The sequence below is a fragment of the Micromonospora desertarenae genome (assembly GCF_056150265.1).
This window is the reverse complement of sequence record NZ_JAXCFQ010000008.1, coordinates 243,768-259,746: the sequence shown is the minus strand read 5'-3', so window position 1 is coordinate 259,746 and position 15,979 is coordinate 243,768. Positions and strand designations below refer to the sequence as shown.

General features: G+C 72.4%; 9 protein-coding genes. 3 read left to right on the top strand and 6 right to left on the bottom strand.

From position 1 onward, the window contains the following. Nucleotides 1-251 precede the first annotated feature (251 nt). Nucleotides 252-4,616 (top strand): S8 family serine peptidase, encoded by a 4,365-nt coding sequence (locus SM577_RS18950; protein ID WP_474587548.1) that lies wholly within the window; start codon nucleotides 252-254, stop codon nucleotides 4,614-4,616. 124 nt (nucleotides 4,617-4,740) lie between these two features. On the opposite strand, the gene SM577_RS18945 is transcribed toward SM577_RS18950, so the two are convergent. The 4 genes from SM577_RS18945 to SM577_RS18930 form a co-directional block, all read right to left on the bottom strand. Next, nucleotides 4,741-5,256 (bottom strand): winged helix-turn-helix domain-containing protein, encoded by a 516-nt coding sequence (locus SM577_RS18945; protein ID WP_302922123.1) that lies wholly within the window; start codon nucleotides 5,254-5,256, stop codon nucleotides 4,741-4,743. Between the two features lie 561 nt (nucleotides 5,257-5,817). Next, entirely contained in the window at nucleotides 5,818-7,638 is a 1,821-nt protein-coding gene (locus SM577_RS18940) for a serine hydrolase domain-containing protein (protein WP_474587547.1), read from the bottom strand. An 8-nt stretch (nucleotides 7,639-7,646) separates the two neighbouring features. Further along, entirely contained in the window at nucleotides 7,647-9,479 is a 1,833-nt protein-coding gene (locus tag SM577_RS18935; RefSeq protein WP_474587546.1) for a glycoside hydrolase family 3 protein, read from the bottom strand. A gap of 108 nt (nucleotides 9,480-9,587) precedes the next feature. After that, nucleotides 9,588-10,703, bottom strand: coding sequence for a DUF4185 domain-containing protein (locus SM577_RS18930; RefSeq protein ID WP_302922126.1), 1,116 nt, complete (start codon nucleotides 10,701-10,703; stop codon nucleotides 9,588-9,590). A 175-nt stretch (nucleotides 10,704-10,878) separates the two neighbouring features. Between SM577_RS18930 and SM577_RS18925 the strand changes: the two genes are divergently transcribed. Beyond that, on the top strand, nucleotides 10,879-12,396 hold the full coding sequence (locus tag SM577_RS18925; RefSeq protein WP_474587545.1) for a peptidoglycan DD-metalloendopeptidase family protein: 1,518 nt from the start codon (nucleotides 10,879-10,881) through the stop codon (nucleotides 12,394-12,396). Between the two features lie 40 nt (nucleotides 12,397-12,436). Here the strand turns inward: SM577_RS18925 and SM577_RS18920 are convergent, their stop codons facing one another. Further along, nucleotides 12,437-12,859, bottom strand: a complete 423-nt coding sequence (locus tag SM577_RS18920) for an acyl-CoA thioesterase (RefSeq protein ID WP_302922128.1) — start codon at nucleotides 12,857-12,859, stop codon at nucleotides 12,437-12,439. A 151-nt stretch (nucleotides 12,860-13,010) separates the two neighbouring features. Here SM577_RS18920 and SM577_RS18915 point away from each other — a divergent pair, with 151 nt between their 5' ends. Further along, nucleotides 13,011-13,772, top strand: a complete 762-nt coding sequence (locus SM577_RS18915; protein ID WP_302922129.1) for an ABC transporter permease — start codon at nucleotides 13,011-13,013, stop codon at nucleotides 13,770-13,772. Between the two features lie 8 nt (nucleotides 13,773-13,780). On the opposite strand, the gene SM577_RS18910 is transcribed toward SM577_RS18915, so the two are convergent. Beyond that, nucleotides 13,781-15,901 carry an alpha-glucuronidase gene (locus tag SM577_RS18910; protein WP_474587544.1) on the bottom strand — a complete coding sequence of 707 codons (2,121 nt, stop codon included), beginning with the start codon at nucleotides 15,899-15,901 and terminating at the stop codon, nucleotides 13,781-13,783. Nucleotides 15,902-15,979: the final 78 nt, after the last annotated feature.

The window sequence follows — 15,979 nt, the reverse complement described above, 5'->3', positions numbered from 1 at the left end:
ACCGATAGTGACAAGTTGCTTACGGCAAGTTCTTGATCGTCCTTTCCTCTAGATCATAGTGTCCACTCGGGCAGCCGGCGTGACCCGCGCGATGCCTGGGGGGCCTGGAGGGGGTCAGCCGTTCCGCTCACATCCACATGGGACGTCGTCCCCCAAACCCCTTCACATGGCTCACTCGAATCTGGGTCGTTCTGAAGGAGGCAGCACCGATGTTCAGACGTCCACACAGGAGGCGCACAGCCAGAACCCTGGTGAGCGCCGCAGCGGCGATGGTCCTCGTCGCCGCAGGCCTGGCCACCGGGACCGGCGCGCAGGCCGCGTCGGCCGCAACGGCCGCGGGTGCGGCCTCCCCGTCGGACAAGATCCGGCCGGACCTCGCGAAGCAGCTCGAGGGCAAGACCGAGGGCGACTTCTGGATCCGCTTCACCGACCGGGCCGACCTCAGCCAGGCCAGGGGCATCAAGGGCTGGGCCAAGCGGGGCACCGCGGTGGCGGAGGCGCTGAAGAAGACCGCCGCCGAGAGCCAGGCCAAGGTCCGGTCCGAACTGGACACCGCCGGCGCGAAGTACCAGAGCTTCTGGGCCACCAACGCCATCCGGGTCAGCGGCGGCTCGCTGGCGATGGCGCAAAACCTCGCCGCGCACGCCGAGGTCGAGGGCCTGTACGCGCCGGTCGCCTACGAGGTGCCGGAGACCATCAAGGGCACCGACGAGAAGACCGTGAACGCCCTCGAGTGGGGCATCGCGAACATCAACGCCGACGACGTCTGGTCCCAGTACGGCGTCAAGGGCGAGGGCATCACCATCGCCAACATCGACACCGGTGTGCAGTTCGACCACCCCGCGCTGGTCAACTCCTACCGTGGCAACAACGGCGACGGCACGTTCGACCACAACTACAACTGGTTCAACGCCGCCGGCACCTGCGCGACGCCGTGCGACGGCGACGGCCACGGCACGCACACCATGGGCACGATGGTCGGCTCCGACGGGGCGAACCAGATCGGCGTCGCCCCCGAGGTCAAGTGGATCGCCGCGAACGGCTGCTGCCCCAGCGACGCCGCGCTGGTCACCTCCGGCCAGTGGATGCTCGAGCCGACCGACGTCAACGGCCAGAACCCGGACGCCAGCAAGCGGCCGAACATCATCAACAACTCCTGGGGTACCCGGCTGCCCTCCAACGACCCGTTCATGGAGGACGTGACGCTGGCCTGGAAGGAGTCGGGCATCTTCGGTGTCTTCTCCAACGGCAACAGCGGACCGGGGTGCCAGACCAGCGGCTCGCCGGGCAGCCTGGCCAGCAACTACTCCTCCGGCGCGTACGACGTCAACAACAACATCGCCAACTTCTCGGCCCGGGGCGCGGGGCAGAACGGCGAGACCAAGCCCAACATCTCGGCACCCGGGGTGAACGTCCGGTCGAGCCTGCCGGGCAGCGGCTACGGCGCCATCAGCGGCACCTCCATGGCGGCGCCGCACCTGGCCGGCACGATCGCGCTGCTGTGGTCGGCGGCACCGGCGATGGTCGGCGAGGTGGACGCGACCCGCGCGCTGCTGGACAACACGGCGATCGACAGCGCCGACGCCCAGTGCGGTGGCACCACCGACGACAACAACGTCTTCGGTGAGGGCCGGCTGGACGCGCTGGCGCTGCTCAACGCCGCCCCGATCGGTGACACCGGCACGCTGGCCGGCACCGTCACCGACGCGGCCACCGGCGCCCCGATCGCGGACGCCACGGTGACCGTGACCGGTCCGGCGTCCCGCCAGCTCGTCACCGGGGCCGACGGCAGGTACTCGTCGCTGCTGCCGGTGGGCGACTACCAGGTCGCCGTGGCGGCGTTCGGCTACCAGAGCCGGACGGTGCCGGCGACGGTCACCCAGAACGCCACCACCACCGTCGACGTCGCGCTGACGGCGGTGCCGAGCGTCACCGTCGGCGGCGCGGTCACCGACGGCTCCGGGCACGGCTGGCCGCTCTACGCGAAGGTGACCGTGCAGGGCCCGTCGGGCGTGTCCGACTACACCACGCCGATCAACGGCCGCTACAGCCTCACGCTGCCGGCCGGGGCGACCTACACCCTCAAGGTGGAACCGCAGTACCCCGGATACCAGACGGTGACCAAGGAGGTCGTCGTCGGCTCGGGCAACGTCACCGCCAACATCGCCGTACCGGTGCAGACCAACGCGTGCACCACGGCGCCCGGCTACACGTTCGGCTCCGACGGGGTCTACCAGACCTTCGACGGCACCGGCGTCCCGGCCGGCTGGTCGGTGGTCGACCACGCCGGTACCGGCCAGGTGTGGAAGTTCACCGACGACGGCAACCGTGGCAACCTGACCGGCGGCACCGGCAACTTCGCCATCATCGACAGCGACGAGTACGGCTCCGGCGGGCGGCAGGACAGCTCGCTGGTCAGCCCGGTCGTCGACCTGACCGACGTGGCGGCGCCGGTGATCCGGTTCAACCAGGACTTCAACCAGCTGGGTCCGGACCGCGCCGACGTCGACCTGAGCCTCGACGGCGGTGCCACCTGGACCAACGTGCTCCGGCAGGCGGCCGACGTCCGGGGGCCGCGGGTCACCGAGATCCCGATCCCGCAGGCCGCCGGGCAGGCGCAGGTCCAGGTCCGCTTCCACTACTACGACGCCTCGTTCGAGTGGTGGTGGCAGGTCGACAACGTCCTGATCGGCAGCGAGGTCATCTGCCGGCCGACCAACGGCGGCCTGGTGCTCGGGCACGTCCGGGACCGCAACGACGACGGCTACGTCAACGGCGCCACCGTCACCAGCAAGGACCGGCCGGCGGAGAAGGCCACCACGGTGGCGACCCCGGACGACACCGAGCTGGCGGACGGCTTCTACTGGCTGTTCTCCTCGCTGACCGGGACGCACACGTTCACCGCCTCGGCCGGCAACTACGTCAGCCAGAGCAAGGCCGTCGACGTGCAGGCCGACTGGGCGACCGCCGCCAACTTCCGGCTCGCGGCCGGCCGGCTCTCGGTCAAACCGGCCCAGGTCAGCGCCACGCTCCAGATGCCCACCGGCAAGGCCAGCAGGGCGTTCACCGTGACCAACACCGGCGGCGCGCCGGTCGAGGTCGAGTTCAGTGAGCGCGACGGCGGGTTCGAGCTCCTCCGGGCCGACGGGTCCCGGTTGACCGAGCAGCAGGTGATCGGGTCCAACGGCGCACCCGAGCAGCGGCTGAACGTCCCGACGTCGTTCGCCGCCCGGGCGTCCGGGATGGCGGGCAACGCGACCGCCGCGGTCGGCCCGCAGGCCGCGCCGTGGACGGACATCGCCGACTACCCGGCGAACGTGATGGACAACCGGGTGGTGAACCTGGACGGCAAGGTGTACTCGATCGCCGGCGGCAACGGTTCGGCGTCCACCACGAAGAACTTCGTCTACGACCCGATCGCGCAGAGCTGGGCGCCGATCGCCGATCTTCCCGAGGCGCGCAACGCCATGACGGTGGGCGTCGTCGGTGGGAAGATCATCGCGACCGGCGGCTGGGCGGCGGCCGGTCCGTCCGGCACCACCTGGTCGTACGACCCGGGGGCGAACGCCTGGACGAAGGTGGCCGACAACCCGGCGGCACGCTCCGCCGCCGGTCAGGCGGTCGTCGACGGCAAGCTCTACGCCATCGGCGGCTGCACCACCGCGGCCTGTACGCCGATGTCGAACAGCGTGGTCCGGTACGACCCGGGCGCCGACAGCTGGGAGACGCTACCGAACTACCCGAAGTCGGTCGCGTTCGCGTCCTGCGGTGGGATCGACGGCGTCGTCTACTGCACCGGCGGCAACGACGGCTCCGCCTCCCAGAAGGCCAGCTACGCCTTCGACCCGGGGGCCAACGCCTGGACCGCGATTCCCGACGCGCCGGCCGACAACTGGGCCAGCTCGTTCGCGGTGGCGAACGGCAAGCTCCTGGTGGTCGGTGGCTCGCAGGGCGGCGCCATCACCAACGCCGGCTTCGCGTACGACCCGGCCACCAACTCGTGGTCGAACCTGCCGAACGCCAACACGGCGCGCTACCGCGGTGGCGCGGCGTGCGGCTTCTACAAGATCGGCGGTTCGTCCGGCAGCTTCACCGCGACGCCGGACAGCGAGGTGCTGCCCGGGTTCGAGGAGTGCGCCGAGGCGGCCGCCGACGTCAGCTGGATGACGATCGACAAGACGTCGGCCACGCTGGCGCCGGGCGAGCAGGTCACGGTCACCGTCGGGATGACGGCGAACGTCGACCAGCCGGGCACCTACACCGCCTCGGTGGCGATCAAGGAGAACACCCCGTACACGGTGTCGCCGGTGGCGGTGACCATGAACGTCAATCCGCCGAAGACCTGGGGCAAGCTGATGGGTACCGTGACCGGGACGAGCTGCCAGGGTGCCAGCTCGCCGCTGCCCGGTGCGGTCGTCCAGATCGACTCGTGGGCGATGTCGTGGACCTTCGCCACCGACGCCGAAGGCAAGTACGCCTACTGGATGGACCGCCGGAACAACCCGATGACGATGATCGTCGCCAAGGACGACTGGAAGCCCCAGACCCGTCAGACGAGGATCAACACCACCACACCCACCGTGGAGGACTTCGCCCTGTCGCCCATCCGCTGCTGACCTGACGGTCGGCTGACCGAGCCGGCCCGCCTGGTCGTCCACCAGGCGGGCCGGTTCACGTCCGGCGGGAGGCGCCCGGCGCCGGCTCGGGCGACAGCGGACCGCCCGTCGCGATGCCCGCGGGTCAGACCGGGGCGAGCCGGAAGCCGACCCCGCGTACCGCGTGGATGGTCGCTGCGGCGTTCAGCCGGGCGAGCTTGCGCCGTACCCGCCGCACCACGGAGTGCATGTCGGACCCGCGACCGAGGTGCTCGTTGCCCCAGACCTCGCGGTGCAGCCGTTCGTAGGTCCAGATCCGCCCGGGCGCGCCGACCAGGCAGCGCAGCAGGTCGTGCTCCAGCCGGGTCAACCCGATCTCGCGGTCCAGCCACCGCAGCACCCGCCGGTCCGAGTCGACGGTCAGGCCCGGCGGCGGTGGCGCGGTGCCCTCCGGCGCGGTCTCGGTGGCCACCGCTTGGTCCGGCGGGGCGGCCGGCGGATCGCTCGGCGGTTCGGCCACGTCGAGGAACTTCCGCGCCTGGTCCACCGTCGAGACGATCAGGAACGCCTCGGACCCGCCGAGCAGTCGCGCGAGCTGCCTGCGCTCCGCCGGCGAGGAAGCGATGCCGATCGCCAGGGAAGCCACCCGGATCCCCCTCATTACCCCACCTTCCCCGTTCCCCCCACGATTGTCGGGCGGTCATCCGACGACGCCCGTCAATCATCTGCGACCTTAGTTGCGCTTTATATCGGTACGGTTAAAAATAGTTGCGCGTAGGCATCCGTAAATGCCCGCGGCGTTCTTCCGAATGCGGGTGTAAACGTTTTCAGTATGGCTTGACCGAATTCGGCCGGATGTCGGCGAGGGCCCGGGGTCGAGGTGGTGGGCATGGGTTCGACGCCTGGCCCGGGCGGGTGGCCGTGTGGTGTGGCCGCCTGCCACGCACCGGGCAGGGGCCGTACCGACCGGTGCCGGGTCCAGCCGGCGGTGTGGCGACGGGGTCGGGGTGGGACGGCGGAAATAGTGGTGCGGTTCGATCTGACGGTCAATGTCCGGGCGGCTCGGCCGGGCTGTCCGGGCCGTCCTCCACGATATCCGCCCCGGCCCCACCGCCGGTAAGGAAATCCGACATCACATTGACGCATCTACAGATGTAAGTGGCAGTCCGTTGTGGTCCGCCGGGCGGGCCGCGAGATACGGCGGCCCGGCGACGGCGGTCCGTCAGGCGCGGGCGGGCGACCACCCGTCCGCCACGAGACGCGTGGCGTCCCGGCCCTCGCCGTGGAAGAGCAGGCCGGCCCGGTCCGCCGCGACGATCCGGTCGACGTAGACCCCGCGCCCGCGGGCCGAGACATCCGTGCTGCTGCTCCAACGCAGGTGGGTCGCCTGGTCAGGCAGCTCGACGCTGACCTGCCACCAGACCCGACCGCCGTAGCCGGTGACCGTGCCGTCGCTGGCCCAGCGCTGGCCGCCGTGCCGTAGCCGCATCGGCGCCGGCGCCCAGGTCCGACCGCCGTCGGCGGAGACCTCGAACCGGGCGCTGTCGTAGCGCGGCTCGGTGTCGTACCAGAGCAGGAAGCTCGCGGTGCCGCCGCGGGCCGCCCGGCGCAGCGGTGCGGTGAGGGTGACCGTCGCGAGGTCCCGCGGGTCGGCCCGCCACGCCTCCCGCGACCGGGGCCGCACCGGCATCGCCTCGGCGAGATCGGCCGCGACGGCCCGCCGGGCCACGTTGTTGCTGCCCCAGCCGCGGTCGGGGTGCACCCGGTTGCTGAGCAGGATGACGAAGGAGTGGGAGAGCGGGTCGACCACCAGCGAGGTGCCGGTGAACCCGGTGTGCCCGAACCCCACCGGGGAGGACAGGCCCATCATGTACCAGTGCTTGTTGAGCTCGAAGCCGAGCCCGCGGTCGCTCTCCGGGTAGGCCTGCTCCAGCGGCGCGTTGTAGTTGACCAGCATCGCGCGCACCGTGTCCGGATGCAGGATCCGTCGGCCCCGGTACTCGCCGCCGTTGAGCAAGGTCTGGCAGAGCACGGCCAGGTCCGCCGCGGTGGAGAAGACACCCGCGTGCCCGGCCACACCCCCGAGCGACCAGGCGTTCTCGTCGTGCACCTCGCCCCACACCATGCCGCGCCCGGCGTACGGCTGGTACTCGGTGGCGGCGATGCGCGAGCGTAGCTCCGGCGCCGGGTTGTAGCCGGTGTCGGTCATGCCCAGTGGCGCGGTGACGCCGTCGCGGACCAGGTCGGCCAGCGACCGGCCGGTCACCCGCTCCACCAGCACGCCGAGCGCGATCAGCCCGAGGTCGGAGTACACGTACCGGGTGCCGGGCGTCGCGCCGGGGGCCAGCGGCGTGGCGAGCGCGGCGGCGAACCGCTCGGCCGGGGTCGGGTACCGGCTCCACAGCGCCGTGAACGCGGGCAGCCCGGAGGTGTGGGTGAGCAGCATGCGTACCGTGACGGCCTCCTTGCCGCCGGCGGCGAACTCCGGGACGTACCGGGCGACCGGGGCGTCCAGCTCGACCCGGCCCCGCTCGACCTGCTGCAACACCACGATCGTGGTGAACAGCTTCGACACCGACGCCAGGTCGAAGATGGTGTCGGGCCGCATCGGGAGCCGCTGGTCGGCGGGCAGCTCCACCCCGACCAGCCCGGGTGGCGGCCCGACGGCGGAGTAGCGCACCGCCGAACCCACCGCGGCGTGCTGCACGACCACGCCGTCCTTGGCGGCCAGCACCACGGCGCCCGCGTACGTGGGATGGCCGGGGTGGTCCGGGGTCGGTTCGAGGTACCCGGTGAGGTCGGCCGGCATCCGGTCCACGTGCTCGGGAAGCAGCCCCACCTCGCGGGCGTCGCCGTAGCGCAGCGTGTCGTGGCGGAACCGGAGGTCGGCCGGCGTGACGGCCGGCGGCTCGGACCCGGCCGGGGCCCGCTCGGCGGCGGCCGCCCCGGTCGCCGGCATCGCCGTGCCGAGCACGGCCACGGCCAGGCCGAGGGCGAGGCCCCGGCGCACGCCCATCGTGGTGCGGACAGTCCTCGCCGGCATGGTTCCTCCTACCAGGTCAGGCCGTGGCCGTAGGGGTAGAGCAGCCCGCCGTCGGCGGTAGGGATCGTGACGGGCAGCCGCCCGCGCGGGGACAGCTCGCCGTGCAGCGCGCGGACGAGCGCGTCCATCGCCGCCCGGGTGTACGAGTAGGTCGCCAGGTAGTTGGAGACGCCCGGCAGGTACGCGATGTCGTACGGGTCACGGACCGCCACCACGACCACGGGTCGGCCGGTCGCGAGCAGCGCCGCGACGAGCCGCCGCTGGCTGGCGCGCGGGTCGGTGACCGCGACGTCCCACGCCTTGTTCACCAGCACCACGGTGAGGTCGTGCCGGGCCGCCTCGGCGGCGGTCGCGGCGATCGCCTGGTCCGACGGCAGGGTCGCCGGTCGGGCGGTGGCGCGGGCGCCGCGGGCGGCGAACCCGTCGGCGACCGTCGCGACCGGCGCGAAGGCGGCGCTGTTCCAGCCGGTCACCAGCACCGACCGGTCGGTGCGGGCCAGCGGCAGCAACCCGGCGTCGTTGCGGACAGCGGTGAGCGTCGGGTCGGTGACCCGGGTGACGGCGGCGAGGTGCTCGGCCGCCCCGACGGTGCGGACCGCCGCCTCGACGTCGACCAGCGGCGATCCGGCCAGGCCCTGCCGGTACTTCAGGGCCAGGATGCGCCGGACCGACTCGTCGATCCGCCGCTCGGTCAGCTCGCCGGTGGCCACCGCGCGCAGCACCGCGTCCCGGGCCAGCCGCAGGTCCGGCGGCATCAGCAGCTGGTCGGCGCCGGCCTTGAGGGCCAGCACGGGCACCCGCTCGTCGCCGTACTTCTGCCGCACCCCGGCCATGTTCAGCGCGTCGGTGACGATCACGCCGCGGAAGCCGAGTTCGCCGCGCAGCACGCCGGAGAGGATGGTCGGCGACAGCGTCGCCGGGTCGCCGGAGGGGTCGAGCGCCGGCACCACGATGTGCGCCGTCATGACCGACTCGACGCCGGCGGCGATGGCCCGCCGGAACGGCGGCGCGTCGATCCGGTCCCACTCCTCGCGGGTGTGGTTGATCACCGGGAGGTCGGTGTGGCTGTCGTTGTCGGTGTCGCCGTGACCGGGGAAGTGCTTCGCCACCGCTGTCGTGCCGGCGTCCCGCTGGAAGCCGGTGACCTGCGCGGCGGTCAGCTCGGCCACCAGGGTGGGGTCGGCGCCGAACGACCGTACCCCGATCACCGGGTTGGCCGGGTCGACGTTGACGTCGGCGATCGGGGCGTACGGCTGGTGGATGCCGACCGCGCGCAGCTCGCGCCCGGTGATCTCCGCCGCGGATCGGGCGTCGCGCGGCGAGCGCCCGGCGCCCAGGGCCATCGCGCCGGGGAACTGGGCGGCGGGGGCGGGCATCCGCAGCACCACGCCCTGCTCCTGGTCGGTGGAGATGAGCAGCGGGACGCGGTCCTTGCCGCCGGCACCGAGGGCGGCCCGTTGCAGGCCGTTGGAGAGCGTGGCGATCTGCCGCGGGCTGTCCAGGTTGTGCGACCAGGAGAAGTAGCAGACCGCGCCGAGGTGGAACTCCTCGATCACCTCGGCCGGCGTCTCGACGCCGAACGCCGCCCGGTTGGCGGCCCGGTCCGCGGCCGTCGGCGCGGTCGCGTCGGTGCCGTAGACGTAGGTGGCGAAGAGCTGGCCGACCTTCTGCTCCAGGCTCATGTGCCGCAGCGTCGAGGTGACCCAGCCGTGTTCGGCGGCGGGCGGCGGCGCGGCGGGGGAGTCGGTGGCGGAGTCGGCGACGGCCTGGACGGGCAGCGGCGAGAGGGTGGTCCCCAGGGTGGCCACCAGGACGGTCGCGATGACGAGTCGGGTCTTCATAGACGACGACCTCTCAGTCCGGATGGCTGAAACTTAGCTACACATCGATTAATCGTCAAGAAGGTTTGCTACAAGAACCGCGCTCCCGGGCGGTGCGGCCGACGCCGCTCAGGCGGTGCCGACGAACTGGCTGACGTGATAGGCGGTGCTCCGGCCGTCCGGCGTCCTGGTCCACTTCGACACCATCAGGTGCAGGTCGTTGGCCCGCCGGCTGGACCACGGGTGGATGAAGCCGCCGTAGAGGCCCGGCTCCTGCCAGGGGGTGACCTGCACCTTCTCCGCCGTCCAGACCTGGTCCGGCCCGCCGGCGGTACGGGTCACGATGCAGCCGGTGGCGCAGTTCAGGTAGGACATCACCCAGGTGCCGTCGGCGAGCCGCCGTACCGACGGCTCCCCGAAGCGGCCGGTGAGGATCGGCGTGCACGGTCGGCCCCAGCCCCAGTTGCTGCCGTTCCAGCCCCAGCCCTCGTACGACTCGGGGTAGAACAGCCGGTCCCAGCGGACCCGGCGCAGCATCATCGGGCCGTCCTGGCGCCCGGAGCGCACCGAGAAGACGTACACCCAGTCGCCGTCGCGCTGCATCGTCCACATCTGGAACGGGTCGGTGTTGGTGCCGTTGTTCCACCACTTCAGCGGCGTACGGACGAAGTCGTTGCCGTTGTCGCTGAAGGCCAGCCCGGCGTACCGCGACCGCCAGTGTGGCCCGGCGGGCCCGGCGGAGGCCCAGTTCTCGATGCTCATGTACGAGATCAGCTGGCGGCCGGTCTCCGGGAAGCTGATGCCGTCGTTGGGGATGACCGTCACCTCCCAGAGCCCGTCGATGCCGATTCCGTTGTGGCCGTTGTGCATCAGCTCCGGGGCCCGCCCGTTGCCGGCGACCCGGGCCGCGCTGTCGAAGACCACGCCGCCGGCGGCGCCCGGGTGGATGTTCGAGCGCAGCATCACCGGTGAGCGCCAGTCGTTCGGCAGCGGCGGGCCCTCCGGCCACGGCGTGTTGAAGGTGTCGCCGAAGAGGTACCCGATCGAGCCGTTCTCCAGCACGTAGGGGATGCCGAGGTCGGTGCCGGCGACCTGCCAGCGGTGGTTGGTGTCCAGGTCGGCGCCGGTGAGGCGCTTCTTCCAGGACGCGGCCCGGGCCGCCCCGGGGGCGAGCAGGGCGCCGGTCGCCGTGGCCGCGCCGACCACGGCGACCCGGCCGAGCAGGGTGCGGCGATTGATGGTCATGACGGTAGTCAAGCGGCGCCGGAGTTGCCGAAGGATGTCTTCAGGGATCCCTTCTCGCTCTGCCGGAATTTTTCGCGATTCCATTGACAGGCGTCATGGTGTCTCTCCAGACTCGCGGCAGTCGGAGCTCAACGCCGGCCAGCTCGTCACCGGCAACCGGGCGGGAGGTCGCGTCATGACCAGAGCTGTCCCTCGGGCGGGCATCGCCGCGATTCTGGTGGCGTGCCTGGCGGCCGCCGGCGTCCTCGTCGCCGCGACGCCCGCACACGCCGCGCCCGTCTTCAAGGCCCCGTTCCCGTGCGGCCAACGGTGGACCTACAGCCACCACGGCAGCGAGGTCCGCCAGGCGTTGGACTTCGTCCGCGCCGACGGCGGCGTCACCAACGGCACCCCCGTGCTCGCCTCGGCGGCCGGCACCGCCTACCGGTACGCGCAGCCCAGCGGCGCCGGCAACTACATCGCCATCGAGCACGGCGGCGGGTGGAAGACCTACTACTTCCACCTCGCCGCGTACTCGGTGGCCAACGGCGCGACCGTCACCCAGGGGCAGCAGATCGGGCTGACCGGCAGCACCGGCAACTCCTCCGGCGCGCACATCCACTACGAGCAGCTCTACAACGGGGTGGGGCAGACCATCGTCATCAACGGCGCCTCCCTCGCGCCGTATCCGGGCTCGTACAACCAGCGCTACCTCACCAGCGACAACTGCGGCCGCTCCGCCGAACCGGTCGCCGGCCGGGCGTTCACGTTCGGCGGTGGACAGCACTACGTGGCGGTCGGTTCGGCCGGGACGCTGGCGAACCTGTCGTGGTCGCCGGGGTCGGGGGTGGTGCGCGCGGACTGGGGTGGGGGTCCGCTGACCGGTAGGGCGGTCGGGTACGCGCACGCGAACCAGCAGCACGTGTTCGCCCGGGGAAGCGACAACACGTTGCGGCACTGGTGGTTCGGGCCGGGGATGGGCTCGCCGGGGTTGGACGACTGGAACACGGTCGGGCGGGTGATGTCGAACCCGACGGGGTTCGGGTACGGCAGTCAGCAGCACGTGTTCTACCGGAATCCGGACGGTCATCTGGAGCATCGCTTCTACGACCTGAACACGGGGCAGGTCGCGGGTGGGGTGTGGCCGGGTGGGGCGTTCGTGGGCAACCCGTACGCCTTCGTGCACCGGGACCAGCAGCACGTCTTCGGTCGCACGGCGTCGGGTGGACTGATCCACTGGTACTGGTGGCCGGGAATCAACCCGAGCACGGACGACTGGGGTGTGACCTCGGGTGTCGCGTCGGATCCGACGGGTTTCTCCTACGGCGGCAACCAGCACCACGTGTTCTTCCGCAACGCCGACGGCGACCTTCAGCACCGGTTCTTCGACGACCCGTCCGGCACCCTCAACGGCGGGGTGTGGCCGGGCGGCGCGTTCGTGGGCAACCCGCACGCGTTCGTGCACCGTGACCAGCAGCACATCTTCGGTCGCACGGCGTCGGGTGACCTCGTGCACTGGTACTGGTGGCCCGGGGTCAACCCGGGCGTGGACAACTGGGGCGCCCGGGGCGTGGTGACCGACGACCCGGCCGGCCTGTCCACGCCGGGCCAGCACCACGTCTTCTACCGGATCGGCAACGGCACCCTGGAACACCGCTTCTTCGACGACACCACCGGGCGGATCGTCACCGACAACTGGGGCGGAGCCCTGTAGCCGCCGGTCGGGTCGCTTCCCGCGCAGCCGCCGCCGGGGATCAGAGGTTGAGTGGCTGCCGGTCGGCGGCCAGCTCGCGGAACCGCTCCTGCGGGGCGGGCAGCAGCCGCCGGGCCGACAGGTCGAGCAGACCGCCCACCCCGGTCAGCGCCGCCACCCGGGTGCCGTCCGCGCGGACGAAATCCTGCTCGATCCGGAAGGTCTTGCCCTCGCCCCAGTGGAACACGCAGGTCACGTCCACCTCGTCACCGCCGCGCAGCTCGCGCAGGTACCGCAGGGTGACCTCAAGGGCGACCGGTCCCACGCCGGTGGCGATCAGCCGGTCCTGCGAGATGCCGGCGGCCCGCAGGCACTCCCACCGGGCGTGCTCGGCGTACTGGAGGTAGACGGCCTGGTTCAGGTGGCCCTGGGTGTCGAGCTCGTAGCCCCGGACGGTGATGCGTACCTGGAACGGATCTCCCACACCGCAGAGCCTACCGACGGATACGACATCGCCGGCCGGCACGCCTCCGACCAGCACCGGGATCGGGAACGGGCACAGCCAACAGTGACCCCCGAAGCGCCGCCCGCCAGTTCCTCGGGCGACCGTCCGGCGGTGGCGGCAGACTGGCCTGATGTCGTCGACGATCCTGGTGGTGGGCCCCAAGCTGGGGGTGGCGCTGGTCGTGCTGACCGTCGCGGCGGCGGTCGTCGCCACCGTGGGGAAGCTGGGGCACGGCCGGCAGATCCTGGTGGCCGCCGGCCGGGCGGCGGTCCAGCTGGCGGCCGTCTCGCTGCTGATCACCGCCATCGTGGTGTCGCTCTGGGCCACCGCCGGCTTCGTCGTGCTGATGTGCGTGGTGGCGGCGGGCACCGCCGGTCGACGGATCACCCGCGGCCGCCAGGGCTGGTGGGCCGCCGTGCCGATCGTGGTGGGCAGCATGTCCGTCGTGGCCGGGCTGCTGCTGGCCGGGCTGGTGCCGTTGCGCGGGATCGCGGTCATCCCGGTGGCCGGCATCCTGATCGGCGGGGCGATGACCGCGACCTCGCTGGCCGGCCGGCGGATCCTGGACGAACTGACCGCCCGGTGGGGCGAGGTGGAGGCCGGCCTGGCGCTGGGGCTGCTGCCCCGGGACGCGGTTCTGCTCGTCTGCCGCCCGGTCGCCGGCCAGGCGCTGGTTCCGGCGCTGGACCAGACCCGCACGGTGGGGCTGGTGACGCTGCCGGGCGCGTTCGTCGGTGTGCTGCTCGGCGGCGCGGACCCGCTGACCGCCGGGATCACCCAGGTGTTCGTGCTGGTCGGACTCCTGGCGGTGGAAGCGGTGGCGGTCGTGCTCACCGTCGAACTCGTCGCCCGTGGCCGGCTGCTGCCGGCCCGGTCGGCGGCGCTGGGCTGACCGGAGCCTCAGGGGATGCGGCGGCCGTGCTCGTCCGGCACCCCCGACTTGCGGAAGAAGTAGGCGTTGACCTGGTCGCGCCACTCCTCGGCGCAGCGCAGTTGCTCGTCGAGGCGCTCGGCCACCCGCGCGTGCACCCCCGGGTCCAGCAGCCCGGCGAGCCGGCTCCACCGCAGCCGCATCGTGGCCACCTGCGCCACCCCCGCGAAGTGGGTGTCGTAGATGTGCTGGATGACGGTGGAGCCGCTGTGCAGCACGTGCCCGTACGGCACGTGGTGGAAGAAGAGCAGCAACTCGTCGGGGCAGCGGTCGAGCGACTCGTACACCTCCGACCACGGCTGCGGGTACTGGCCGGTGAACCCGGTTCCGGTGGCCCGGGTCCGGTCGACGCCCACCCCGTCCCGGTCGGCGAAGTGGTACGTGCCCCAGGGCGTGTACTCGTAGCCGTCCACGTCGGGACCGTAGTGGTGTCCGGGGCGGACCATGAAGCCGACGCCCAGCGGCGCGGTGTACCGCTCGTAGGTGCCCCAGGAGCCGTCCATGATCTCGTGCAGCGTCCGCCGTAGCACCTCGTGGTCGCCGTCCCGCCCGGCCTCGGCCGCCGCCGGGCCCACGCCGGTCGGCGCGGGCTGGGGCGCCGCCGGCGGGAAGGTGAGGCCGATCCACTCGTCGAGGACGGCCGCCGGGTCCAACCCCGGGTCCCAGGCGAGCCGGCCGAAGGCGTACAGGTTGGCCTGGGCGAGCGGGTGCCCGGTCCAGTAGCGGTCGTCGCCCACGTTGGAGACCGCGACCAGGCCGCCGCCGGGCGACCCGCCGTCGCGCGCGCCGGTGGCCACCTCGGCGACGGTGGGCCCGCCGTCGCCCCACGGCGCGAACCGGAGCACCTCGCTCCACCACGGGCCCAGGTAGCACACGTGCCGCTGCTGGCCGGTGTACTCCTGCGTCACCTGGAACTCCACCGCCAGCCGGGTGGCGGGCATGGCGGCGATCACCGGTGACACCGGCTCCCGCGGCTGGAAGTCCATCGGACCGTGCTTGACCTGGAGGATCACGTTGTCCCGGAACCGGCCGTCCAGCGGGGCGAAGTGGTCGAAGGCGGCGCGGGCCCGGTCGGTCGACCGGTCGCGCCAGTCCTGGCGGTGGTTGTAGACGAAGGCCCGCCAGTGCACCACGCCCGCGTACGGGGCCAACGCGTCGGCCAGCACGTTCGCGCCGTCGGCGTGGCTGCGCCCGTACGAGAAGGGACCCGGCTGCCCCTCTGAGTCCGCCTTCACCAGGTAGCCCCCGAAGTCCGGGATGCGCTCGTACACCCGGCGGGTGGTCCGGGCCCACCAGGTGCGCACCCGCTCGTCCAGCGGGTCGGCGGTAGGCAGCCCGCCGAGCAGGACCGGTGCGGCGAAGGTGACCGACAGGTGCACCCGGACCCCGTACGGCCGCAGCACGTCCGCGATCGCCGCGACGTCGTCGAGCCGGTCGGTGAGCAGCCGCGCCTCGGTGGCGTGGACGTTGACGTTGTTCACCGAGACGGCGTTGACGCCGACGGCGGCCAGCAGCCGCCCGTAGTCCCGGACCCGGGCCAGGTCCGCGCGGCGGGTGCCGTCCCGCCAGAAGATCGAGCCGCCGGCGTAGCCGCGCTCGACCTGCCCCATCACCGGGTGCACGTCGATGTTGTCCCAGTGGTCGAGCATGCGTAGCCGGCTCGCCGGGCGGTGCGGCCGCGGCGGGTGCGCCGCGCCGAACGCGGACTCGCCGAGCCGGACCACCTGGAACAGGCCGTAGAGCAGTCCGGCGGGCTGCTCGGCCAGCACCACCGTGACACCGCCTCGCCGGCCCAGCAGGAAACCCTCGGCGCCGAGCGTCCCCGCCCACCGCCGACGGTCGGCGGCGACCGCCTCCGCCGCCGCGGGTAGCGGCCCGGCCGAGGTCACCGCGAGGACGAGGTCGATCCGGTCGGCCCCGCCGGCCGGCCCGGGGCGGCGCACCGAGCCGCCGTACCGGTCGCAGGCCCGCGCCACCTCCCGGTACACCGTCTCCACCAGCGGCCCGTCGCCGGCGACCAGGCTGCGCCGGGTACCGAGGGGGCGGAAGGCCTCCGGCGGCAGCCAGGCGGGGTGGACGCCGCCGGTCACGACTCCTCCAGGAGCACCACGACGCCCCGGGCGTCGAGCCGGATCGGCCCGCCGCCCTCGACGCGGTCACCGGTCAGC